The sequence below is a fragment of the Pseudomonas fluorescens genome, assembly GCF_001708445.1.
In the GTDB taxonomy this organism is placed as follows: Bacteria; Pseudomonadota; Gammaproteobacteria; order Pseudomonadales; family Pseudomonadaceae; genus Aquipseudomonas; species Aquipseudomonas gorinensis.
Map to the genome: position 1 here is coordinate 4,791,020 of NZ_CP015637.1, position 23,277 is coordinate 4,814,296.

The following is a 23,277-nucleotide window of genomic DNA, read 5'->3' on the forward strand; positions in this document are numbered from 1 at the left end:
GTCAATTTTTCTTGGCCATGAGTTTTTCAATGGGCAACTTGGTGATCGCAAAGCCGGCCAGCAGGATGGCCGAGTACAGCATCAGGTCGCGGGAAATCGTCACGCCTTCGTACCAGGCGCCGATGATCACCGCGAACACCGGGAAGATGATGAACACGAATGACAGGATGATCGGGCTCAGGCGCTTGAGCAGCATGAAATACACGATGAACCCACCCACCGAGGCGACCAGCCCCAGGTAGAACAGGGCGCTCCAGGAGCGCAGGGTGATGGCTTCGAAGGTCGGCGCTTCAAACCACAGCCCGGCGACGAACAGCATCAGCCCGGCAATCCCGATGGGCAGCGTGTTGTAGGTGATCACGCTGATGGCGCTGCCTTTCTGCTTGGTAATGACGTAGCACAGGGCATGCATGATCGCGGCGCTCAGAATCGCCAGCACCCCGAAGAACTCGGCGTGGTCCAGGTGCAGGCCCTGGCTCTTGATGATCATGTACAGGCTGCCGAAGCCGATACCGATGCCGACCACTTGGGAAAAATAGATGCGCTCGCGCAGGAACAGTGCGGAAAAAATCAGGATGAACACCGGCATGCAGCTGAACAGCAGGGCGGTGAGGCCGGACGACACATGCATCTCACCGTAGTTGAGCAGGTAATAGGGCACGCTGAAGTAGGACAGGGTCACGAACACGAAGAACCAGCGGCTTTCCCTGGGGAACAGGATCGGCTCACGGCGCACCATGGCGAAACACAGGAACAGCGGGAAGGCGATAAGGAAGCGCAGGCCGGCGGAGGTCAGCGGCGGCACGCTCTCCACCGCGATCTTGATGCCCAGCCAGGTAGTGCCCCAACTCAGGCACACGATGAGAAACATCACACTGGTCACCAGGCCGGCCAACCACTGTTTTTGAGTTTTTGTTTTTGCAGTGTTTTCGAGAACGGCGGACATTGGCATCGTTTATTGCTTCCCTGAGCCGGAATTGAACTCTATATTGAACTTGTAATGAGTTATTTTTTTGGCTGATTGAACCCGTAAAAGCACACTATTAGGGCGAAAGATGACTGTCAAAACAAATATTGACATGGTGTCAATTATGCGTGAGGGGTTATCCAACGGGCAGGGCGTCAAGTACAAGCGCCTGTCCGATGTCATGGAACGGGGTATCCTCGAAGGCTTGATTGAACCGGGACGAAAACTACCGCCCCACCGGGTGCTTTCCGACAATCTGGGCGTGACTATCGGCACTATCAGCCGGGCCTACGGCGAACTCGAACGCCTCGGCCTGGTGGTGGCGCGGGTCGGTGACGGCACGTTCGTGCGCAAGCGTGGGATGGAGCGACAGCGTGATGAAGGCTTTCGTAACTTCAGCGAAGAGCCGCGGCAGTACTTTGATATGAGCCGCAACATGCATATCCCGGGGCAGGAGACGTTATTCCTGGCCCAGAGCTTCCAAACCCTGTCGACCAATGCCAAGTTCCTCCAGGACATCAGCGCCTACACCCCTGACGCCGGCCTGCCGCGTTACCGTGAAGCCGGTGCGCAATGGCTGGTGCAGCGAGATTTCCATCCGATTCCCGAACAGGTCATCTGCGTCAACGGCGGCCAGCATGGGTTGTTGTGCGCGATGATGGCGCTGTTGCGTGCAGGCGATACGGTGGTCACCGAACAGCTGACCTACCCTGGCCTGATCACCGCCGCGCGCATGCTGGGTGTGCGTCTGATCGGCCTGGAGATGGATGAAGAGGGCGTGCTGCCGGGAGCGCTGGAGGAAGTCTGTCGTAATCACCGGGTTTCGGCGTTGTATTGCACGCCGACCATCCAGAATCCTACGACGGCGGTCTTGTCGGTCGCACGTCGCGAGGCTTTGGTCAAAGTGTGCCGCGAGCACAACCTGCTGATTCTTGAAGATGAAGCCCACGGCGTGCTGGTAGAAGATCGGCCGCCGCCTCTCAGCTATTTCGCGCCTGAGCGTACGATTTTGATCAGCAGCCTGAGCAAGGCGGTGTCGGCCGGTTTACGCGTGGGCTACGTGCACGCGCCACCGGCGCTGGTCAGCCGTATCTCGGCGGCCTTGCGCTCGACCTGCTGGATGGCCACTCCCGTGACCCTGGAACTGGCCACCCAATGGATCGAAAACGGCACGGCGGAATACCTGCTGCGCCAGCAGATCAACGAGATCAGCCGGCGCAAAGCGCTGGTGCGCGACCTGTTGGCCGGGCTGGAATACCGCACCCATCTCAATAGCCCGCATTTCTGGATTGAAGTCCCAGAGCCATGGCGCGCGTCGGAAATCGAGGCAGAGCTCAAGCAGAACAATTACCTGATCGCCACCGCCGAAGCGTTCGCCGTCGGGCAAACGGCTGTACCACAGTTTATTCGAGCGAGTATCTGCAATACGTCCGGCGATGATCAGTTGTTGCGGGCCGGGTTCGATGCGTTGGCGACGGCGTTGGGGCAGGGTGGTGGGCGGTTCCACCTGTAGCGAGGGGCTTCTTTGTGGCGAGCGGGCTTGTTGTGGCGAGCGGGCTTGCCCCGCGTTGGGCTGCGCAGCAGCCCCAAAACCATTCACAGAGAACTGACTGACACACCGCATTCATCTTGATTGGGGCTGCTGCGCAGCCCAACGCGGGGCAAGCCCGCTCGCCACGACAAGCCCGTTCACCACCGTTAAGCAGCGTCTCAAGGCATTATTTGAAGCGTCGCTCGACGCCTTTCTCCACCAGAATCTTCGCTGAGATCTCCTCCACCGAAAAATGCGTGGAATTGATATGCGCAATATTCTCGCGACGGAACAGATTTTCCACTTCACGCACTTCGAATTCGCACTGGGCATAGCTGGAGTAGCGGCTGTTGGGCTTGCGCTCGTTGCGAATGGCCGTGAGGCGGTCCGGGTCGATGGTCAGGCCGAAGAGCTTATGTGAATGCGCGCGCAGGGCGGCCGGCAACGTCAGGTGCTCCATGTCGTCCTCGGTCAACGGGTAGTTGGCCGCACGGATACCGAATTGCATCGCCATGTACAGACAGGTGGGCGTTTTGCCGCAGCGGGACACGCCGACCAGAATCAGATCGGCCTTGTCGTAGTAGTGGGTACGGGCGCCGTCATCGTTGTCGAGGGCGAAGTTCACCGCCTCGATACGCTCCATGTAATTGGAGTTATGCCCAATGGAATGGGACTTTCCGACCGAATAAGAGGAGTGTTCGCTCAACTCCTGTTCCAGCGGCGCCAGGAAGGTCGAGAAAATATCGATCATGAAACCATTGGAGGTTGCGAGGATCTCACGGATGTCTTGATTGACGATGGTGTCGAAAATGATCGGCCGAAAGCCGTCTTTTTCTGCCGCCAGATTGATTTGTTGTACCATGGCCCGCGCTTTATCCACGTTGTCGATATAGGGCCGCGTGAATTTGGCGAAGGTAATGTTTTCGAACTGCGCGAGCAGGCTCTGACCCAGGGTTTCGGCTGTAATGCCGGTGCCGTCGGAAATAAAGAAAGCAGATCGTTTCATTTGAGCCCTGGGCCTTAAGCTGATGGCGAATCTTGGATATGATAGGCGCGATTTTGCCGTCCCGCAGTGGGCCGCATTCTCACTTATTTTCCAGGTCCAGGCCACAAGCGCTGGCGAATGCTCCTACTGAGCAGCCGGCGTCCTGAGCTTTTCCAACACAGAAAGTGGAGAGATCACCTTGGTAGAGTACGTAGTTTCCCTCGATAAGCTCGGCGTCCATGATGTAGAGCACGTAGGGGGCAAGAACGCATCCCTCGGCGAGATGATCAGTAATCTTGCAGGCGCTGGTGTCTCGGTGCCCGGTGGTTTTGCCACCACTGCCCAGGCTTACCGCGATTTCCTCGAACTGAGCGGTCTCAACGCCCAGATCCACGCCGCGCTGGATGCCCTGGACGTCGATGACGTCAACGCCCTGGCCAAGACCGGCGCCCAGATCCGTCAATGGATCATGGAAGCCGAGTTCCCCGAGAAGCTCAACGAAGAAATCCGGACGGCCTTCGCCACCCTGTCGGCCGGCAACCCGGACATGGCCGTCGCCGTGCGTTCCTCGGCCACCGCCGAAGACTTGCCCGACGCCTCCTTCGCCGGCCAGCAGGAAACCTTCCTCAACATCCGCGGCGTGGAAAACGTGATCCGCGCGGCCAAGGAAGTGTTTGCCTCGCTGTTCAACGACCGTGCCATTTCCTACCGGGTCCACCAGGGTTTCGACCACAAGCTGGTGGCCCTGTCTGCCGGTGTGCAGCGCATGGTGCGTTCTGAAACCGGCACCGCCGGCGTGATGTTCACCCTCGATACCGAGTCGGGCTTCCGTGACGTGGTGTTTATCACCGGCGCCTACGGCCTGGGTGAAACCGTCGTACAAGGTGCGGTCAACCCCGATGAATTCTACGTACACAAGGGCACCCTCGAAGCGGGTCGCCCGGCCATCCTGCGCCGCAACCTGGGCAGCAAGGCCATCAAGATGATCTACGGCGACGAGGCCAAGGCCGGTCGCTCGGTGAAAACCGTTGATGTGGACAAGGCCGAGCGCGCGCGTTTCTGCCTGACCGACGCTGAAGTCAGCGAACTGGCCAAGCAGGCGATGATCATCGAGAAGCACTACCAGTGCCCGATGGACATCGAGTGGGCCAAGGACGGTGATGACGGCAAGCTGTATATCGTGCAGGCGCGTCCCGAGACCGTGAAGAGCCGCACTTCGGCCAATGTCATGGAGCGCTACCTGCTCAAGGAAACCGGCACCGTGCTGGTGGAAGGCCGAGCCATTGGCCAGCGCATTGGCGCCGGCAAGGTGCGGATCATCAAGGACGTGTCCGAAATGGACAAAGTCCAGCCCGGCGACGTGCTGGTCTCCGACATGACCGACCCGGACTGGGAGCCGGTGATGAAGCGCGCCAGCGCTATCGTCACCAACCGTGGCGGGCGTACCTGCCACGCGGCGATCATCGCCCGTGAACTGGGGATCCCGGCGGTCGTGGGCTGCGGCAATGCGACCCAGTTGCTCAAAGATGGCCAGGGCGTGACCGTTTCCTGCGCCGAAGGCGACACCGGCTTCATCTTCGAAGGCGAGTTGGGCTTCGACATCAAGCAAAACTCCATCGACGCCATGCCGGACCTGCCGTTCAAGATCATGATGAACGTCGGTAACCCGGACCGTGCCTTCGACTTCGCGCAGTTGCCGAACGCCGGCGTGGGTCTGGCCCGCCTGGAGTTCATCATCAACCGCATGATCGGCGTGCACCCCAAGGCCCTGCTGAACTACGACGGCCTGCCACAGGACATCAAGGACAGCGTCGACAAACGCATCGCCGGCTACAACGACCCGGTGGGCTTCTATGTCGAGAAGCTGGTGGAAGGCATCAGCACCCTGGCGGCTGCGTTCTACCCGAAAAAGGTCATCGTGCGCCTGTCGGACTTCAAGTCCAACGAATACGCCAACCTGATCGGCGGCAAGCTCTACGAGCCGGAAGAAGAAAACCCGATGCTGGGCTTCCGCGGTGCCTCGCGTTACATCAGCGAAGCGTTCCGTGATTGCTTCGAGCTTGAATGCCGCGCCCTCAAGCGCGTGCGCAACGAGATGGGCCTGACCAACGTTGAAATCATGGTGCCGTTCGTACGCACCCTGGGTGAAGCGAGCCAGGTTGTGGATTTGCTGGCCGAAAACGGCCTGTCCCGTGGTGAGAACGGCCTGCGCGTCATCATGATGTGCGAACTGCCGTCCAACGCCATCCTGGCCGAAGAGTTCCTCGAGTTCTTCGACGGCTTCTCCATCGGCTCCAACGACCTGACCCAGCTGACCTTGGGCCTGGACCGCGACTCCGGGATCATCGCGCACCTGTTCGACGAGCGTAACCCGGCGGTCAAGAAGCTGCTGGCCAACGCCATCCAGGCTTGTAACAAGGCTGGCAAGTACATCGGTATCTGCGGCCAAGGCCCTTCCGACCACCCTGACCTGGCCAAATGGTTGATGGAACAGGGCATCGAAAGCGTCTCGCTGAACCCCGATTCGGTGCTGGAAACCTGGTTCTTCCTGGCGGAAGGCCAAGCGTCCGCCTAAGGTCGACGCGTCAAAAGTGCCGGTCAATCGTCAGGTTGGCCGGCATTCTTATCTGTACAGGGCGGAACTCCTTCCGGACGCCGCCCTTTTTTGTGCAAGAGCATTATGCAAAGCAGCAGCAACCTGTTTCCCGTCGCCCTGATCAGCGCTGAACGTCGTGGCGACCTGAGTGAAGATGTGTATCGACTCAAACCCGGTAACAGTCCCGACGGCACCGTCGAGCTGGCCGTCACCCGGTTGGGCCTGGCCGATGTCCCGGAAAACCGGGGCATTCCGGTTATCTTGTTGCATGGCAGTTTTTCCAATCGACGCTTTTGGTATTCGCCCAAGGGCATTGGCCTGGGGGCCTATTTGGCGCGCCAGGGATTCGACGTGTGGATCCCGGAAATGCGCGGGCATGGGCTGTCCCGGCGCAACCAACAGTACGCCCGCAACCGCGTTGCCGACTATGCCCGCTACGATTTGCCGGCGATCGGCGCGTTTGTGCGCGAGCAAAGTGCGCAGGTTCCGCACTGGGTCGGCCATTCCCTCGGCGCCACTACCCTGGCAGCGGCCTTGGGGGGGAAGCACCTGGGAGCGCCGGCAGTGGCCTCGGTGGCCTTGTTTGGCTGCCAGGTGAGTCGCACCCACTGGCCATTGAAAATTCCACCGGTGGAGTGGACCGGCCGCTTGTTCTTGAAACGTTTTGGCCAGGTCTCTGGCGCTCGGCTCAAGCGTGGCCCGGAGGATGAACCGGCTGGTGTGATGATTGAGGCCATGCGCTGGAATGGCCTGTTTGGACGCTTTGGCGATGGCAAGCAGGACTGGTGGAAAGGCCTGGCCGATGTGGACGTACCGCTGCTGGCCGTCAGTGCCGCGGGCGACCGGCAGGACCCGGATTGGGCGTGCCGCAAGCTGTTCGAGCAAGTCGGCTCCGAGCACCGCCAATACCTGTGCCTGGGACGCCAGCAAGGTTTTACCGGGGACTTCGGGCATGTGGAAATGCTGGTCAGCAAACCCGCCCAGATCGAGGTGTGGCCGCTGGTGGAGCAATGGTTGAAAGATCCGCTGACACCCTCGCTGGGTGCCAGGCCTGAGGCTTTGGTCGTAGTTTGACGCAGCGCTCTGCCAAGGGCGTTTCGCTCGTGTGTGGTTGCGGCTAAGATATGACGCGTTAATCGCTTCTGGTCATATTCAGTCGCGCAGTGGTTATTGCGTTGCGACGAAGCGGATGGGATGTTGCGCACCGGCCCAGGCTGGCGCTTCTTTCGAAAGACTCTTCTTTGACAGAAAGGAATTTTTTCAATGAACCATTACGTGACCCCCGACTTGTGCGACGCCTACCCGGAACTGGTGCAGGTGGTCGAGCCGATGTTCAGCAACTTCGGCGGTCGAGACTCCTTTGGCGGCGAGATTGTCACCATTAAATGCTTCGAAGATAACTCTCTGGTCAAGGAACAGGCCGACCAGCCAGGTACCGGCAAGGTATTGGTGGTCGACGGTGGTGGTTCGCTGCGCCGTGCGCTGCTGGGCGACATGATCGCCGAAAAAGCCGCGAAAAACGGTTGGGAAGGCCTGGTGATCTATGGCTGCATCCGGGATGTCGACGTGATCGCCCAGACCGACCTGGGGGTGCAGGCCCTGGCCAGCCATCCGATGAAGACCGACAAGCGCGGTATTGGCGACTTGAACGTGGCGGTCACCTTTGCGGGTGTGACGTTTCGCCCGGGTGAATACATCTACGCCGACAATAATGGCGTGATCGTGTCGCCCAGCCCGCTGAAAATGCCTGAATAAACCGCAATAGCCAACGGGGTGAGGATGTTCGAGGAAGAAAACGCGCAATGGGGGCTGGTGCATGCCCTGGTGCTGGACGGTAAAGGCGGTGCGCGTTCGATTGCCCGGACTGAGCTCGACGATTTGCATATGCAGCCCCAGGAAAGCCTGTGGCTGCATTGGGACCGCAGCCATCCCCAGACCCAGACCTGGTTGCGCACCTCCAGCGGCTTGAGCGAATTCGCCTGTGACCTGCTGCTGGAAGAGAACACCCGGCCGCGCCTGTTGCCGCTGCCGGACGCCGAATTGCTGCTGTTCCTGCGTGGGGTCAACCTCAACCCGGGCGCGGAGCCTGAGGACATGGTCTCGGTGCGTATTTTTGCCGCAGCCAGCCGTGTGATCTCCCTGCGTTTGCGCCCGCTGCGTGCCACCGATGAATTGCTGGTGCAACTGGAGGAGGGCACCGGGCCCAAGACCGCATCCGAACTCATCCTTTATATGGCGCAGTACCTCACTCATAAAGTGCAGGATCTGGTCTCGGACCTGTCTGAAATCGTCGATATCGAGGAAGAAAAACTGGATGCCGACGAACGGTATACTCCGGAGCATGGCAGCGTTTTGCAGATCCGTCGGCGAGCGGCCGGGCTCAAGCGTTTCCTGTTCCCGCAGCGGGATATTTTTGCCCAGCTGACGCGGATCAAATTGCCGTGGTTTTGTGATGACGATGCCGACTACTGGAACGAATTGAACAACAGCCTGACCCGCTACCTGGAAGAGCTCGAATTGACCCGGGAGCGCGTGGGGCTTGTGCTTGAGACCGAAGACCGGCGCTTGAGCGTGCGCATGAACCGCACCATGTACCGCTTCGGGATCATCACCGGGATCTTCCTGCCGATGAGCTTTCTGACCGGCCTGCTGGGGATCAATGTGGGGGGGATTCCGTTCTCTTCCAGCCCCTACGGATTTGTGATTGCCTGCCTGCTGATGGTCTCGGTGGCGCTCGGACAATGGTGGCTATTTCGACGATTGCGCTGGGTTTGACCTGAATATGAGCTGAACGTAGGAAGGGTCCCATGTGACCTCAAGAATTTTACCCTCGTCTTTTAAAACACTTGCGAGAGGTCTTTATGCACGATCCGTTCGAACAGTCTTTGCGTGACATGCTCAATGCCTCGCCGTCCAACCGCGACGACGATGCTTGCCTGGGTCGCGTGTTGAAAACCGCCAACCGTCAGGTGGGTGCGGGGGACCTGTTCGGCCTGCTCGGTCGGTGGTTACCGGCGTTGATGATGGCCCTGAACAACGGTTCAGCCCATGTATCGCCGGTTTCCCGTCGTAAACCTCTTGCTCGCACTGCTGATAAGGCTGATTGAATATGGAACTTGATCTCTGGACCCAGAGCCTGGTCACCGCGATGACCGCATTGTGGACCAAGGTGGCGAATTTCATTCCCAACCTGTTTGGGGCGCTGGTCCTGGTGCTGCTGGGCTTTGTCGTGGCCAAGCTGCTCGACACCCTGCTGTCCAAATTGCTCGCGAAACTGGGCCTTGATCGCCTGATGGCAGGTACGGGGCTGACCAAGCTGCTCGGCCGCGCCGGTCTGCAAGTGCCGATTTCGACCTTGATCGGCAAGATCGTCTATTGGTTCGTATTGCTGATTTTTCTGGTTTCAGCGGCTCAATCCCTTGGACTTGAGCGAGTTTCAGCTACGCTCGACATGCTTGCGCTGTATTTACCGAAGGTTTTCGGTGGCGCGCTGGTCCTGCTTGTCGGCGTTTTGCTGGCGCAACTGGCCAATGGGCTGGTGCGCGGGGCTGCCGAAGGGGTAGGGCTGGACTATGCGGCAGGCCTGGGGCGAATTGCCCAGGGGCTGGTGATCATCATCAGTATTTCCGTCGCGATCAGCCAGTTGGAGGTCAAAACTGACCTGCTCAACCATGTGATTGTGATTGTTTTGATTACCGTTGGTCTGGCCGTTGCGCTGGCCATGGGGTTGGGAAGCCGGGAAATTGCCGGCCAGATTCTTGCGGGAATCTACGTGCGTGAGTTGTATCAGGTGGGGCAGCAAGTGCGTGTGGGCGAGGTCGAAGGGCAAATCGAGGAGATCGGCACGGTCAAGACAACGGTGCTGACCGATGACGGCGACCTGGTGTCGCTGTCCAATCGGATTCTCCTGGAGCAGCAGGTCAGTAGCCGCTAACGCGGCAAACCCTGCTAATGTACGCCGCCGCGAACCTGGGTGACCGGATTGCAGCGGACATTGACCTGACTGTCGGCACGACTTGTTTTGAATAAAGCCCAAACGCTGTCCACGCGCTATGACCCCCGTGAGCTCTCTGATGAGGAGTTGGTCGCGCGCGCGCACACGGAGCTGTTTCACGTAACTCGTGCGTACGAAGAATTGATGCGCAGATATCAACGCACTCTGTTCAACGTTTGTTCAAGGTATTTAGGGAACGATAGAGATGCGGATGATGTCTGTCAGGAAGTGATGCTCAAGGTGCTGTACGGCCTGAAGAACTTCGAGGGCAAATCGAAGTTCAAGACCTGGCTCTACAGCATCACGTACAACGAGTGCATCACGCAGTATCGGAAGGAACGGCGAAAGCGTCGCTTGATGGACGCCTTGAGTCTCGACCCCCTTGAGGAGGCGTCTGAAGAAAAGACGCCGGCACCCGAGGAGAAGGGTGGACTTGATCGCTGGTTGGTGCATGTGAACCCGATTGACCGGGAAATTCTGGTGCTACGATTTGTCGCAGAGCTGGAGTTTCAGGAAATCGCCGACATCATGCACATGGGTTTGAGTGCTACAAAAATGCGTTACAAACGTGCTCTTGATAAATTACGTGAGAAATTTGCGGGCGAGACTGAAACTTAGTGCGTGGCAAATATCTCTTACGTGTAGGCAAGTTCTGTTAGACTTGTCGCCGAGTTGTCCCCCGGTTTGTGGGACTGCTTTACAATCACCAGATGGGGATTTAACGGATGAAACTGAAAAACACCTTGGGCTTGGCCATTGGTACTCTTATTGCCGCTACTTCTTTCGGCGCGCTGGCACAAGGCCAAGGCGCAGTTGAAGGCCAGCTGTTCTACAAAAAGCAGTTCAACGATAGCGTCAAGCACATCGAAGACGGCTATAACCCTGGCGCTAGCATCGGTTACTTCATTACCGACGACGTGTCGGTTAACCTGAACTACGACACCACCAACCACACCCGTTCGAACGACGGTACTGGCAACCAGAAGATCAAAGGTGACACTGGCAGCGTGACTGCTCAGTACCACTTTGGTCAGGCCGGTGTTGACTCCCTGCGTCCATACGTAGAAGGTGGTTTCGGTCACCAGAGCCGTACCAACGTACAGGCTGACGGCCACAGCGGTCGCGACCAGTCGACCCTGGCTATCGCTGGCGCTGGTGTGAAGTACTACTTCACCAACAACCTGTTCGCTCGTGCTGGCGTTGAGTCTGACTACAACCTGGACAACGGCAAGTGGGACTACTCCGCACTGGTTGGCCTGGGCGTGAACTTCGGCGGTAACGCTGGCGCAGCTGCTCCAGCTCCTACCCCAGCACCAGCTCCAGAGCCAGTTCCAGAGCCAGAAGCTCCGGTTGCTCAGGTTGTTCGTGTTGAGCTGGACGTCAAGTTCGACTTCGACAAGGCCGTTGTTAAGCCTAACAGCTACGGCGACGTGAAAAACCTGGCCGACTTCATGGCTCAGTACCCAGCTACCAACGTAGAAGTTGCTGGTCACACTGACTCCGTAGGTCCAGACGCTTACAACCAGAAGCTGTCCCAGCGTCGTGCTGACGCTGTTAAGCAAGTCCTGGTTAAAGACGGCGTTGCTCCTAGCCGTATCACCGCAGTAGGTTACGGCGAATCCCGCCCAGTTGCTGACAACGCAACTGAAGCTGGTCGTGCCATCAACCGTCGCGTAGAAGCGTCGGTAGAAGCTACCGCTAAGTAAGTAATTACTGAGTGGTAGAAAAAAGCCCGGCTTAGGCCGGGCTTTTTTTCGCCTGGAATTTGCCTCAGGCGCTGGCGGCTTCTGTCAGCTGGGCGACCTGTGCCATGCCGGCCACCTGGCCAATCACCAGGATTGCCGGGCTCTTCAGGGCGAACGCCTGCGCATCCTCGTGCATGCGCCACAGCTCGCTGCGGCACTCGCGTTGCTGCGCCAGCGAGGCATTTTCGATCATCGCCACTGGCGTATCCGCCGCCATGCCGCCTTCAAGCAATTGCTCGCGAATCTCCTCCAGCTTCGCCACGCCCATGTAAACCACCAGCGTCGTACCACCCTCGGCCAAGGCTCGCCAGTTCAGGCGGCTGTCGTCCTGAGTATGTGCGGTGACCAGCGTTACGCCGCGACTGACCCCTCGCAACGTCAGGGGAATATCGCAATTCGTCGCCCCTGCCAGCCCTGCTGTGATTCCGTTGACCAACTCCACCTCGACCCCACGCTCGCGCAGCCAGGTGGCCTCTTCGCCACCCCGGCCGAAAATGCAGGGGTCGCCGCCCTTGAGGCGCACCACGCATTTGCCCTGGCGCGCATAGCGCAGCATCAGGCGGTGGATAAAATCCTGCGGCGTCGAGCGACAGCCGCCGCGTTTGCCGACGGTAATCACTCGCGCATCGCCGCAATGCTCCAGCACCGCCGGGTTGACCAGGTCATCGATCAGCACCACATCGGCGGCGTGCATCGCCCGTACCGCCTTGAGGGTCAGCAACTCCGGATCACCGGGGCCTGCGCCCACCAGCCAGACTTTTGCGCTCATTTTGTTGCCCTCACACACTGATTGCGATTGGCTGCGGGTTGCTGGCCAATAGACGTTTGATTTCCGGTACACAGGAACCACATTGCGTGCCGCAGCCCAGTTCCTGTTTGAGCCCCTCCAGGGCCAGGCCCCGGGCAATGCCGGCATACACCGCGTTTTCGCTGACGTTCTTGCAGTTGCACAGGATCTTGCTGCTCGCCGCCGCGCCGCCGGGTGCTGCGCTTAAGGGCGCCAACAGCCAGCGCCGCAACTGATCGTCGGTGCGACCTTCCAGCCACAGGCTTTGCAGCCAGTGGCGGGCCAGGGTTTCACCCGCCAGGCGCACCGCCGTAATACGGCCTTTCTCGATCTTTACCCGCTTGCCGATGGAGCGACGTGGGTCGTCGTAGGCCATCACCGGCCCGTCATGCAGGCCCAGCAGTTGGTCGATACGGGTCAACAGTTGCAGGTCGGGTGCCTCGGTATGTGCCGCGCGTACCAGCAACGCTGGCCGTTCACGGCCGGCCAGGCTCAGGCTGACGTAGGCAAAGCCCTCGCACAGTGGGCGCAAGGCTTCGAAGTGTTGCTGAACATCGCCTTCGATCAGTGCAAACAACTGCCACGGCAGTTGCACGGCTTCCAGGCGTACGCCGCTGTGCTTGAGTTCCGGCTGTTTGGATAACGGATCGAATGCTGGCTGGGTGAGGCCATTGACGCCGCCCTTGAGAAAACGATCGCCCCAGTGCATGGGCAGGAAGGCTTGGCCGGGACGCACACTGTCATCGCTGCTGACCGCGACGATCAGGTGGCCACGACGGCTTTTCAGGTTGACCAGGTCACCGTCCTTGAAACGATGCCGGCGCAGTTCGTCCGGGTGCAGGCTGAGCCGCGCCTCACTGACGTGACCGAACAATTGCGCGGCGGTGCCGGTGCGGCTCATGCCATGCCATTGGTCGCGCAGGCGTCCGGTGATCAGGGTCAGGGGGAAGCGTGCGTCACGCTGCTCCTTGGCTGCTCGATAAGGATCGGCGATAAAGTGTGCGCGGCCATTGTCGGTCGGGAAGAGCCCATCGGTGTACAGGCGCGGTGTTCCAGCCTGGGCGCCCAGGGGAAATGGCCACTGCTGCGGGCCGATCTGGTCGAGCAGGGCATGGCTGATACCCGACAGGTCCAAGTCACGGTCGCGGGTCAGCAGCTTGTACTCGTCAAAGAGCTGCGCCGGTTGCTCGAAGGCGAACAGGCTGTTCAAGCCAGGGCGCAGACGACGCTCCAGACGCTGTGCGAAATCCACGGTAATCGCCCAGTCCGCACGTGCTTCACCCGGTGGGGCAATGGCCTGGCGCACATGGGAAATACGCCGTTCGGAATTGGTCACCGTGCCTTCTTTTTCGCCCCAACTGGCGGCGGGTAACAGCAGGTCGGCATAGGCGGCGGTTTCGGTGGTACGAAACGCCTCCTGCAACACTACAAACGGGCAGGCTGCCAGGGCCGCGTGCACGTTGTTCTGGTCTGGCAGCGATTGCGCAGGGTTGGTACAGGCAATCCACAGGGCCTTGATCTTGCCCGCCTGCACCTGTTCAAACAGTTCGATGGCAGTGAGGCCAGGGGTAGCCGGTAATTGCTCCACGCCCCAATACGCGGCCACTTCAGCCCGATGCTCTGGGTTGGCGGCCTCCCGATGCCCGGGCAGCAGGTTGGACAAGCTGCCCGTCTCGCGGCCGCCCATGGCGTTTGGCTGGCCGGTCAACGAGAACGGCCCGCAACCTGGGCGGCCGAGGGTTCCGGTCGCCAGGTGCAGATTGATCAGCGCGCTGTTTTTCGCACTGCCGGCGGTGGACTGGTTGAGCCCCATGCACCACAGCGATAAAAAGCTGCTGGAGGTGCCTACCCATTCGGCACACAGGCGTAATTGCTCGACGCTGATACCGCACAACTGCGTGACCATCTGTGGCGTGTAGTCGTGCACCAGGCGTTTGAGTGCGGCCAGGCCGTCGGTGTGGGCCTGGATAAAATCACGGTCGATCCAGTCTTCCCACAGCAGCAGGTGCAAAATCCCGTGGAAGAGCGCCACGTCTGTGCCCGGCAGGATCGCCAGGTGCAGGTCAGCCAAATCACAGGTATCTGTGCGGCGCGGGTCGATCACCACGACTTTCATCTGCGGCCGCCGTGCCTTGGCCTCTTCCAGGCGTCGGAACAGTACCGGGTGGGCGTAGGCCATATTGCTGCCGACGATCATCACGCAGTCGCTGCATTCGAGATCTTCATAGCTGCATGGCGGCGCATCGGCGCCCAGGCTGCGCTTGTAGCCGACCACCGCCGAGGACATGCACAGCCGCGAGTTGCTATCGATATTGTTGGTGCCGACCAGGGCCCGGGCCAGCTTGTTGAAGCTGTAGTAATCCTCGGTCAGCAACTGCCCGGAGATGTAGAAGGCCACGCTGTCGGGCCCGTGTTCGGCGATGGTCTCGGCGAATACGTTGGCCGCATGTTCCAGGGCGGTGTCCCAACTGGCGCGGGTGCGGGCCAGGCCCTTGCCCAGGCGCAACTCCGGGTACAAGGCGCGGGCGCTGAGGTCGCCGGTCAAATGCAGGCTGGCGCCTTTACTGCACAGCTTGCCGAAGTTGGCCGGGTGGCTGGGGTCGCCTTGCACGCCGAGGATCTGTTCGCCGTCATGCTCGATCAGCACGCCGCACCCCACCCCGCAGTAACAGCAGGTGGACGCGGTGGTCTGGCGGTTCATCAACCGGCGTCCCGCAGGGCCAGCATCACCCGGCCGTTTTCCACACGGGCGGGATGATGATGGGCGCAGCCGATATCCGGCGCCAGGGCTTCGCCGGACGCCAGGTCAATCTGCCAGTTGTGCAGCGGGCAGGCCACGCGTTTGCCGTAGATCAGGCCTTGGGACAGCGGGCCGCCCTTGTGCGGGCAGCGGTCGTCGAGGGCAAAGACTTCGTCGTCGCTGGTACGAAAAATCGCGATGTCGCCTTTGGGCCCATTGATGATGCGCGAGCCCAGGGTGTTGATCTCGTCGAGGGCACAGATATCCAACCAGTTCATGCCGGCACCTCCAGTTGTTTGACGGGGATGACCTCGAACTCCTTTTTCAGCAGCGGCTGTTCCAGGCGTTCTTTCCACGGGTCCTGTTCGAACGACAGGGAGAATTGCAGGCGCTCATTGAGGGCCTTGCGCCGGGCCGGGTCTTCCAGTACGGCTTTCTTGATGTGGTCCATGCCCACCCGTTGCAGGTAGTGCACGGTGCGTTCCAGGTAAAAGGCCTCTTCGCGGTACAGCTGCAGGAACGCGCCGTTGTATTCGCGCACTTCCTCGGCGGTCTTGAGCTTGACGAAGAACTCGGCGACTTCGGTCTTGATCCCGCCGTTGCCACCGATATACATCTCCCAGCCGGAGTCCACACCGATAATGCCGACGTCCTTGATACCGGCTTCCGAGCAATTGCGTGGGCAACCGGACACCGCCAGCTTCACCTTATGCGGCGACCACATGTTGAACAGGTCATGCTCCAGTTCGATTCCCAGCTGTGTGGAGTTCTGCGTGCCGAAGCGGCAGAACTCGCTGCCGACGCAGGTCTTCACGGTGCGGATGGATTTGCCGTAGGCGTGGCCGGACGGCATGTCGAGGTCCTTCCACACGCCGGGCAAGTCCTGCTTCTTGATGCCCAGCAGGTCGATGCGCTGGCCGCCGGTGACCTTGACCATCGGCACGTTGTACTTGTCGGCCACGTCGGCGATGCGCCGCAGTTCCGAAGGATTGGTCACACCGCCCCACATCCGTGGGACGACGGAGTAGGTGCCGTCTTTCTGAATATTGGCGTGGGCCCGTTCGTTGATCAGGCGCGATTGCGGATCGTCCTTGGCTTCACCCGGCCAGGTGGAAATCAGGTAGTAGTTCAGCGCCGGGCGGCAGGTGGCGCAGCCGTTCGGGGTGCGCCAGTTCAGGTAGCCCATGGTGCCGGCGATGGTCAGCAAGTGCTGTTCGCGGATGGCCTGGCGGATTTGCCCGTGGTTGAGGTCGCTGCAACCGCAGATGGCTTTTTCGCTCTTGGGTTTGACATCGGCGGCACCGCCCACGGTGTTGATCAGGATCTGTTCCACCAACCCGGCGCAGGAACCGCAGGAGCTGGCGGCCTTGGTGTGTTTTTTCACCTCGTCGACGCTGAACAGCCCGTGTTCCTGGATAGCCTTGACGATGGTGCCCTTGCACACGCCATTGCAGCCGCAGACTTCGGCGTTGTCGGCCATGCTCATGGCTTTGTCCTGGCCTTGATGGCCGACGTCACCCAGGGCGTTTTCGCCGAACATCAGGTGGTCGCGGATCTCGCCAATTGCGTGGTTCTCACGGATTTGTCGGAAATACCAACCGCCGTCGGCGGTGTCGCCGTACAGGCAGGCGCCGACGAGGATGTCGTCCTTGATCACCAGCTTCTTGTAAACGCCGCCAATCGGATCGGAGAGGGTGATGGTCTCGGTGCCTTCGCCGCCCATGAAGTCGCCAGCGGAGAACAGGTCGATGCCGGTGACCTTCAGCTTGGTCGAAGTCACCGAGCCCTTGTAGGTGGCAAAGCCCAGTTGGGCCAGATGGTTGGCACACACCTTGGCCTGCTCGAACAGTGGCGCTACCAGGCCATAGGCAATCCCGCGATGGCTGGCGCATTCGCCGATCGCGTAGATGCGTGGGTCGTAGGTTTGCATCGTGTCGTTGACCAGAATCCCACGGTTGCAGGGGATGCCGGATTTTTCCGCGAGTTCGGTATTGGGCCGGATGCCGGCGGCCATCACCACCAGGTCGGCGGGGATGATGTCGCCATTCTTGAATTGCACCGAGCCGACCCGGCCATTGCCGGCGTCGTGCAGGGCCTGGGTCTGTTCGCACAGGCGAAATACCAGGCCACGGCTTTCCAATTCGGTTTGCAGCAGTTGGCCGCTGGTCTTGTCCAACTGGCGTTCCAGCAGCCATTCGCCGAGGTGCACCACGGTCACGTGCATGCCGCGCAGCATCAGGCCGTTGGCGGCTTCCAGGCCGAGCAGGCCGCCGCCGATCACCACGGCGTGCTTGTGGGTCTTGGCGGTCTCGATCATCGCCTGGGTGTCGGCGATGTCGCGGTAGCCGATCACACCCTGCAGGGTGTTGCCCGGAATGGGCAGGATAAACGGTGTGGAACCGGTGGCGATCAGCAGGCGATCGTACTCGGCCTCGGTCCCGTCTTCGGCAATGACCTTGCGTTTGACCCGGTCGATTTGCACCACTTTGCGGTTGAGCAGCAGCTTGACGTGGTTGTCCAGGTACCAGTCGAGGTCGTTGAGTACGATCTCTTCGAAGGTTTGCTCACCGGCCAGCACCGGCGACAGCAGGATGCGGTTGTAGTTGGTGTGGGGCTCGGCGCCGAACACGGTGATGTCGTACAGTTCGTTGCTAAGCTTGAGCAGTTCTTCCAGGGTGCGGACCCCGGCCATGCCGTTGCCGATCATCACTAATTTGAGTTTTTTCATATCGTTCTCCGCATGGGTTCGACCCATCACGCGCAAACAAAAAAAGGCGTCCCCGCTAGTTACCTAGCGAGGACGCCTTTGTCCTGGTCCCGTTCTCTCGGGAAGCTCGACCCTTCGACGTTGAAGGTGCGGCTATATGTTGGGTGTTGGGAAAGCTAATGCAGTGGTTGTGCCAAGTTGCATGACCCTCGCATTTATTGGCCCAATCGCTCTTCATTCCCTGTTTTTTCGCACCATTTGAACGCGCGCTGCCCACATCTGGCGCATGGCCAGGCTGTAGGCGCGAGCACGCTCGTTCCTACAGGTACAGCGTGTAGAGCAGCGCCAGGTTGATCAGCAGTGAGACCAGCGCCAGGGTCCGCCAGACCTTCAGGGGTTCGCGCTCCAGCAGCGGGCGTGGTCGCACGCTGAGTTCGTGGCGGTCGGCCTGTTCCAGCACCAGCAACCATTCTTCGGCGGTTTCGTAGCGCTGGGTGGGATCGGCGGCCACGGCCCGTTCCAGGCTGTGGGGCAGCCAGTCCGGCAAATCGGGACGATAGCGACTGGCGCTGACCGGCAAGTTGAACCTTGGCCGTTGGAAGGCTTCGATTTCGCCGTAGGGATAATGCCCGGTCAGCAGGTAATACAGGCTGACGCCAACACTGTACAAATCTTGTTGCGCCGTAGGACGTTCGCCATTAAATGCCTCGGGTGCAATAAAGCTCGGGGTACCGGGCAGCAGGTGGGCGCGGTCTTCGGACAGGCCCGGACAGTAGGCCAGGCCGAAATCCAGCACACGCAACTCGGCGTCGTCGCCCAGCAGCAGGTTTTCCGGCTTGATGTCGCGGTGCAGGATTTGTCGGCGGTGCAGCAGGCCCACCGCGCGCAACAAACGTTCGGCGATGGACTGCCATTGCGCCAAGGGTAATGGGCCTTGGTGCTGGAACAGTTCGGCGAGGGTTTGCCCTGGGTATTCACGCATCACGTAGTACAAATGCTGACGCCCGCTGGCGGGGTGGACTTCAGGAAACGCGCGCCCGGCCACTCGGCGTAGAAACCACTCCTCCGAGAGCAGGGCTTGGCCGGCGTCGCTGTCGTCGTCGCGGCTCAGGGGCAGGGTCTTGAGCAGCCAGGGTTGCTGCTGGGCATCGCGGACCCGGTACAGTAAGGACTGACGGCTCTGCGCCAGCACGCATTCCACCTGCCAGCCTTCAAAGTGTTGGCCAACCTTGAGCGGCGGCGGCAGTGGCCATTGCTGCAACTGCACCAGGGCGTCGCCGAGGGTGGCTGCGCCCCGTTGGTCGATGCGCACCAGCAGGGCGCTGGCATTGTCCTGGCTACCCGCCAGGTGTGCGGCGTTGACCAGGGTGGTTACCGCGAGGTCGAGGTCGGTCTGCTCGCGCAGGATCGCACGGATGCTGTGGTCGCCCAGGGTGGCCCATACGCCATCGCTGAGCAGCAGGAAACATTCGCCCTCACGCAGTTCGCCATCGAGGAAGTCCAGCACCAGGTGTTGATCCAGGCCGAGGGCGCGCTTGAGCACGTGCTGCATGCCCGGTTGTTCCCACACGTGGTCCGCGCTGATGCGCAGCAGTTCATCGTCCAGCCAGCGATATACCCGGCAATCGCCGACATGCGCCAGCGTAAAGCGCTGGCCGCGAAACACCAGGGCGCTGAGGGTGGTCAGCAGCGGCTGGCCGCCGCCATTGGCTTGCAGCCAGCGATTCTGTGCGAGCAATAAACGTTCGAGTGCCTGGGCCACGCCCCAGGTTTGCGGCGTGGCGTAGTAGTCCAGGGCCAGGGCCTGCAAGGTCGAGCGCGCGGCCAGGCCACCGTCGGCGCACTGGCTGACACCGTCGGCCAGCGCGCACAGGTAGCCCTTGCTCGCGGCCAGTTCCGCCACGGGGGTGACCACGCGCAGGGCATCCTGGTTTTCGGCGCGGGGGCCGATGGCGCTGGCCTGGGCGACGCTCAGTTGCAGGCTCATCAGACGCGTGCGGCGGTCACGGCGGCCGAACCCCAGGTGGTTCTCCAACGCCGCTTGACGCCGTGCAGGCCGAACCAGGCCAACACGCCCAGGCTGGCGAACAACCACAAGGCCAGTTGATAGCTGCCTGTGCTCTGCTTGATGGCGCCCATGCCCGCCGCCAGCGCGAAGCCGCCGATACCGCCGGCCATGCCGATCAGGCCGGTCATCACGCCAATTTCACGCCGGAAGCGCTGGGGCACCAGTTGGAACACTGCGCCATTGCCGGCGCCCAGGCCGAGCATGGTGCAGACGAACAAGGCCAGTGCCGCGTAGGAGCTGGGCAGGTTGAAACCCACTGCCGCGATGCAGATTGCCGCCACGCTGTACATGCCCAGCAGGGTGCGAATCCCGCCGAAACGGTCTGCCAGCGCGCCGCCCAGCGGGCGCATCAGGCTGCCGCCAAACACGCAGGCAGCGGTGTAGTAACCGGCGGTCACCGGGCTCAGGCCGTACTGGTCGTTGAAGTAGCCGGGCAGGGCGCTGGCCAGGCCGATAAAGCCACCGAAGGTCACGCTGTAGAAGAACATGAACCACCAACTGTCGCGGTCACCCAGGGCCTTGAAGTAGTCACTCATGGACTTGGCTTTCGGGCGTTCAGGCGCATTGCGCGCGAGCCAGGCGAAGACGATCAGGGTCAGGATCAACGGGATCAGGGCGAAGCCGAACACATTGCTCCAACCAAACGCGGCGGCCAGTACCGGTGCCAGCAGGGCTGCAAACACGGTACCGGAGTTGCCGGCTCCCGCGATGCCCATCGCTTTGCCCTGGTGTTCGGCCGGATACCACTGGGAGGCCAGGGGCAGGGCGACGGCAAAGGACGCACCGGCCATACCGAGGAACAGCCCCAGCAGCAACGCTTGTTCGTAGCTGTGGATTCCCACTTTCCAGGCGATGAACAACGCCGCGATCACAATCACCTGGCCGATCAGCCCGGCGGTCTTGGGCGACAGCTTGTCGGCCAGCATGCCCATCAGGAAGCGCAGCACCGCGCCCGCCAGGATCGGCGTCGCGACTACCAGGCCGCGCTGTTGGGTGGTCAGGTGCAGGTCGGCGGCAATCTGCACCGCCAGGGGGCCCAGCAGGTACCAGACCATGAAGCTCAGGTCGAAATACAGGAACGCGGCAAACAGGGTCGGGGTGTGCCCGGATTTCCAGAAGCTTGATTTCATCACGCACCTCAACGGTTGGGAGTCTTGTAAGAAGGCCTGGTGATGGAACAGCCGGCTAAGGCCGCCCCACCGGCCCCATGCACTGGGGCCAAAACGAAAAAACGCCGCCACCGGGTTCGCGAGGGCAAACCGGATGTGCGACGTCTTTGTCGTGGAGGGGCAACCGCCGTTGGTTACCTGTGAAGATTCTTTAGCAAGAGCTGAGCCAGGTCAGCCGAGCAGCTCGCTCATGGCGATGATCTGCTCCGCCACCTGGATCAGTTTCTGCTGGCGGCTCATGGCCTGGCGGCGCATCAGTGTGTAGGCCTCTTCCTCGTTGCAGGCCTTCATTTTCATCAGCAGGCCCTTGGCCAGTTCGATGCGCTTGCGCTCGGCCAACTGCTGGTCGCGGGCGTGCAACTGGGCGCGCAGGGCCTGGTCGCTTTCGAAGCGTGCCATGGCCACGTCGAGGATGGGCTGCAGGCGCTGGGCCTGGATGCCTTCAACGATGTACGCACTGACGCCGGATTTGATCGCCTGGCGCATCACACTGGGGTCGTGCTCGTCGGTAAACATGACGATGGGCCGGGGTTGGTCGCGGCTGACCAGCACCACTTGCTCCATGACATCGCGGCCGGGTGACTCGGTATCGATCAGGATCACATCCGGACGCACCGTTTCGACGCGCGCGGGCAGGTCGATGGTCAGGCCGGACTCGTCGATCACCTCGAAACCGGCCTCTATCAGTGCCGCCTTGAGGCGCCCGACCTTGCGCGGGGTGTCGTTGATCAACAGGATTCGCAACATATCAGTCCTCCTGTCAGCGCAGGGCTTGGCGGCTGGCGTGGTCGGCCATGGCATGCAGGCGGAAGCTGCGGGCATAGGCGACGGGGTCGGCGCCGTCCCAGATCTTGCCGTCGATCAATTGGCTGCTGCGCATGTCCTGGTCCCTGGCAGGCAACCCAAGTGCCTCGGCGGCCTGGCGATAGAGCGCCAGTTGCTGGACCTGCCGCGCCACGCCGAGGTAGTCCGGGTCTTCGCGCAACAGGCCCCAGCGACGAAATTGGGTCATGAACCACATGCCGTCGGACAGATACGGCAGGTTCACTGCTCCATCGGCAAAGAACCGCAGCGCATGGGGGTCTTGCCACTGGTTACCGAGGCCATCGTCATAGTGACCCAGCAGGCGCGGCTCGATGCAGTCGAGCGGGGCGTCGAGGTACTCGCGGGCGCTGAGCAACTGAGCGGTGGAGCGACGGTTCTCGGTGCTTTGCTCGATAAAACGACTGGCTTCAAGGATCGCCATGACCAGCACGCGGGCGGTATTGGGGTATTGGTCGACAAAGGCTTGGGTGCAGCCGAGGACTTTTTCCGGATGATTGGGCCAGATTGCCTGGCTGGTCGCCAGGGTGAAGCCTTGGTTTTGCTTGACTGCGCTGGCGCTCCAGGGTTCGCCGACACAGAAGCCGTCGATACGCCCGGCCTGCAGGTGCGCGACCATTTGTGGTGGCGGTACCACCACGCTCTCCACATCCTGCAACGGGTGAATGCCTTGGCTCGCCAGCCAGTAATACAGCCACATCGCATGGGTACCGGTGGGAAAGGTCTGGGCGAAGGTCAACGGTGTTCGGCTTTGGTGCACGTGGCGATCCAGCGCCTCAGGAGTGACCACGCCTTGCTGTTGCAGGCCGTGGGACAGGTTGATGCTCTGGCCATTCTGGTTCAGCCCCATCAGCACCGCCATGTCGGTCGGGGCGGTGCCGCCAATGCCCAGGTGCACGGCATAGATCAGGCCATACAGGCCGTGGGCAGCGTCCAGTTCGCCGCTGACCAGTTTGTCGCGCAGGCTGGCCCATGACGACTGACGCTTGAGGTTCAGCGTCAAACCATAGGGTTGGGCGAACCCCTGGGTCGCCGCAACCACCAGCGAGGCGCAGTCGGTCAAGGCCATGAAGCCCAGGTCGAGGCTGCTCTTTTCCGGGGCGTCACTGCCGCTGACCCAGGCCAGTGGGTCTTTTGTCGGGCTGCTGCCTACCGAATCGTTCATC

Annotated in this window: 19 protein-coding genes; 9 read left to right on the forward strand and 10 right to left on the reverse strand. The window is 61.0% G+C overall.

Features of this window, described 5'->3' with window-relative positions; genetic code table 11:
* Window position 1 precedes the first annotated feature (1 nt).
* Complete coding sequence (locus A7317_RS21250) at window positions 2-895, reverse strand: DMT family transporter (protein WP_162163613.1); 894 nt, start codon at window positions 893-895, stop codon at window positions 2-4.
* A 160-nt stretch (window positions 896-1,055) separates the two neighbouring features.
* On the opposite strand from A7317_RS21250, the gene A7317_RS21255 reads away from it, so the two are divergent.
* Complete coding sequence (locus A7317_RS21255) at window positions 1,056-2,480, forward strand: PLP-dependent aminotransferase family protein (protein ID WP_069076763.1); 1,425 nt, start codon at window positions 1,056-1,058, stop codon at window positions 2,478-2,480.
* Window positions 2,481-2,685: 205 nt separating this feature from the next.
* Here the strand turns inward: A7317_RS21255 and ppsR are convergent, their stop codons facing one another.
* Window positions 2,686-3,504 (reverse strand): pyruvate, water dikinase regulatory protein, encoded by an 819-nt coding sequence (ppsR, locus tag A7317_RS21260; RefSeq protein ID WP_024076878.1) that lies wholly within the window; start codon window positions 3,502-3,504, stop codon window positions 2,686-2,688.
* Between the two features lie 178 nt (window positions 3,505-3,682).
* Here ppsR and ppsA point away from each other — a divergent pair, with 178 nt between their 5' ends.
* The 8 genes from ppsA (at window position 3,683) to A7317_RS21300 (ending at window position 11,779) form a co-directional block, all read left to right on the forward strand.
* Window positions 3,683-6,058 (forward strand): phosphoenolpyruvate synthase, encoded by a 2,376-nt coding sequence (gene ppsA / locus A7317_RS21265; protein WP_024076877.1) that lies wholly within the window; start codon window positions 3,683-3,685, stop codon window positions 6,056-6,058.
* Between the two features lie 105 nt (window positions 6,059-6,163).
* Entirely contained in the window at window positions 6,164-7,153 is a 990-nt protein-coding gene (locus tag A7317_RS21270; protein ID WP_024076876.1) for an alpha/beta fold hydrolase, read from the forward strand.
* Between the two features lie 189 nt (window positions 7,154-7,342).
* Entirely contained in the window at window positions 7,343-7,834 is a 492-nt protein-coding gene (gene rraA / locus A7317_RS21275) for a ribonuclease E activity regulator RraA (RefSeq protein WP_024076875.1), read from the forward strand.
* Window positions 7,835-7,858: 24 nt separating this feature from the next.
* Window positions 7,859-8,854: a zinc transporter ZntB gene (locus tag A7317_RS21280; protein WP_024076874.1), complete on the forward strand. Its 996-nt coding sequence runs from the start codon at window positions 7,859-7,861 to the stop codon at window positions 8,852-8,854.
* Between the two features lie 86 nt (window positions 8,855-8,940).
* Window positions 8,941-9,186: a hypothetical protein gene (locus tag A7317_RS21285; RefSeq protein ID WP_005790375.1), complete on the forward strand. Its 246-nt coding sequence runs from the start codon at window positions 8,941-8,943 to the stop codon at window positions 9,184-9,186.
* A gap of 2 nt (window positions 9,187-9,188) precedes the next feature.
* The gene (locus A7317_RS21290) at window positions 9,189-10,013 is read left to right on the forward strand and encodes a mechanosensitive ion channel family protein (RefSeq protein WP_003175519.1); all 825 of its coding nucleotides are present in this window, start codon (window positions 9,189-9,191) and stop codon (window positions 10,011-10,013) included.
* An 87-nt stretch (window positions 10,014-10,100) separates the two neighbouring features.
* Window positions 10,101-10,691: an RNA polymerase sigma factor SigX gene (gene sigX / locus A7317_RS21295; protein WP_017845210.1), complete on the forward strand. Its 591-nt coding sequence runs from the start codon at window positions 10,101-10,103 to the stop codon at window positions 10,689-10,691.
* Between the two features lie 107 nt (window positions 10,692-10,798).
* Complete coding sequence (locus A7317_RS21300) at window positions 10,799-11,779, forward strand: OmpA family protein (RefSeq protein ID WP_024076873.1); 981 nt, start codon at window positions 10,799-10,801, stop codon at window positions 11,777-11,779.
* Between the two features lie 64 nt (window positions 11,780-11,843).
* Here A7317_RS21300 and cobA read toward each other — a convergent pair whose 3' ends face one another.
* From cobA to A7317_RS21340, 8 genes are all read right to left on the reverse strand, one after another.
* Window positions 11,844-12,587 carry a uroporphyrinogen-III C-methyltransferase gene (cobA, locus tag A7317_RS21305; RefSeq protein WP_024076872.1) on the reverse strand — a complete coding sequence of 248 codons (744 nt, stop codon included), beginning with the start codon at window positions 12,585-12,587 and terminating at the stop codon, window positions 11,844-11,846.
* A gap of 10 nt (window positions 12,588-12,597) precedes the next feature.
* Window positions 12,598-15,306: a nitrate reductase gene (locus A7317_RS21310; protein ID WP_024076871.1), complete on the reverse strand. Its 2,709-nt coding sequence runs from the start codon at window positions 15,304-15,306 to the stop codon at window positions 12,598-12,600.
* Window positions 15,306-15,623 (reverse strand): nitrite reductase small subunit NirD, encoded by a 318-nt coding sequence (nirD, locus tag A7317_RS21315; protein WP_024076870.1) that lies wholly within the window; start codon window positions 15,621-15,623, stop codon window positions 15,306-15,308. Before nirD ends, A7317_RS21310 begins: the two co-directional genes overlap by 1 nt.
* On the reverse strand, window positions 15,620-18,073 hold the full coding sequence (gene nirB / locus A7317_RS21320) for a nitrite reductase large subunit NirB (RefSeq protein WP_024076869.1): 2,454 nt from the start codon (window positions 18,071-18,073) through the stop codon (window positions 15,620-15,622). The genes nirD and nirB overlap by 4 nt, the downstream gene beginning before the upstream one ends.
* 298 nt (window positions 18,074-18,371) lie before the next feature.
* Complete coding sequence (locus A7317_RS21325) at window positions 18,372-20,039, reverse strand: bifunctional protein-serine/threonine kinase/phosphatase (RefSeq protein WP_069077442.1); 1,668 nt, start codon at window positions 20,037-20,039, stop codon at window positions 18,372-18,374.
* Complete coding sequence (locus A7317_RS21330) at window positions 20,039-21,250, reverse strand: nitrate/nitrite transporter (RefSeq protein ID WP_041160996.1); 1,212 nt, start codon at window positions 21,248-21,250, stop codon at window positions 20,039-20,041. Before A7317_RS21330 ends, A7317_RS21325 begins: the two co-directional genes overlap by 1 nt.
* A 210-nt stretch (window positions 21,251-21,460) precedes the next feature.
* The gene (locus A7317_RS21335; RefSeq protein ID WP_024076866.1) at window positions 21,461-22,036 is read right to left on the reverse strand and encodes an ANTAR domain-containing response regulator; all 576 of its coding nucleotides are present in this window, start codon (window positions 22,034-22,036) and stop codon (window positions 21,461-21,463) included.
* Window positions 22,037-22,049: 13 nt separating this feature from the next.
* On the reverse strand, window positions 22,050-23,276 hold the full coding sequence (locus tag A7317_RS21340) for a CmpA/NrtA family ABC transporter substrate-binding protein (protein ID WP_069076764.1): 1,227 nt from the start codon (window positions 23,274-23,276) through the stop codon (window positions 22,050-22,052).
* Window position 23,277: the final 1 nt, after the last annotated feature.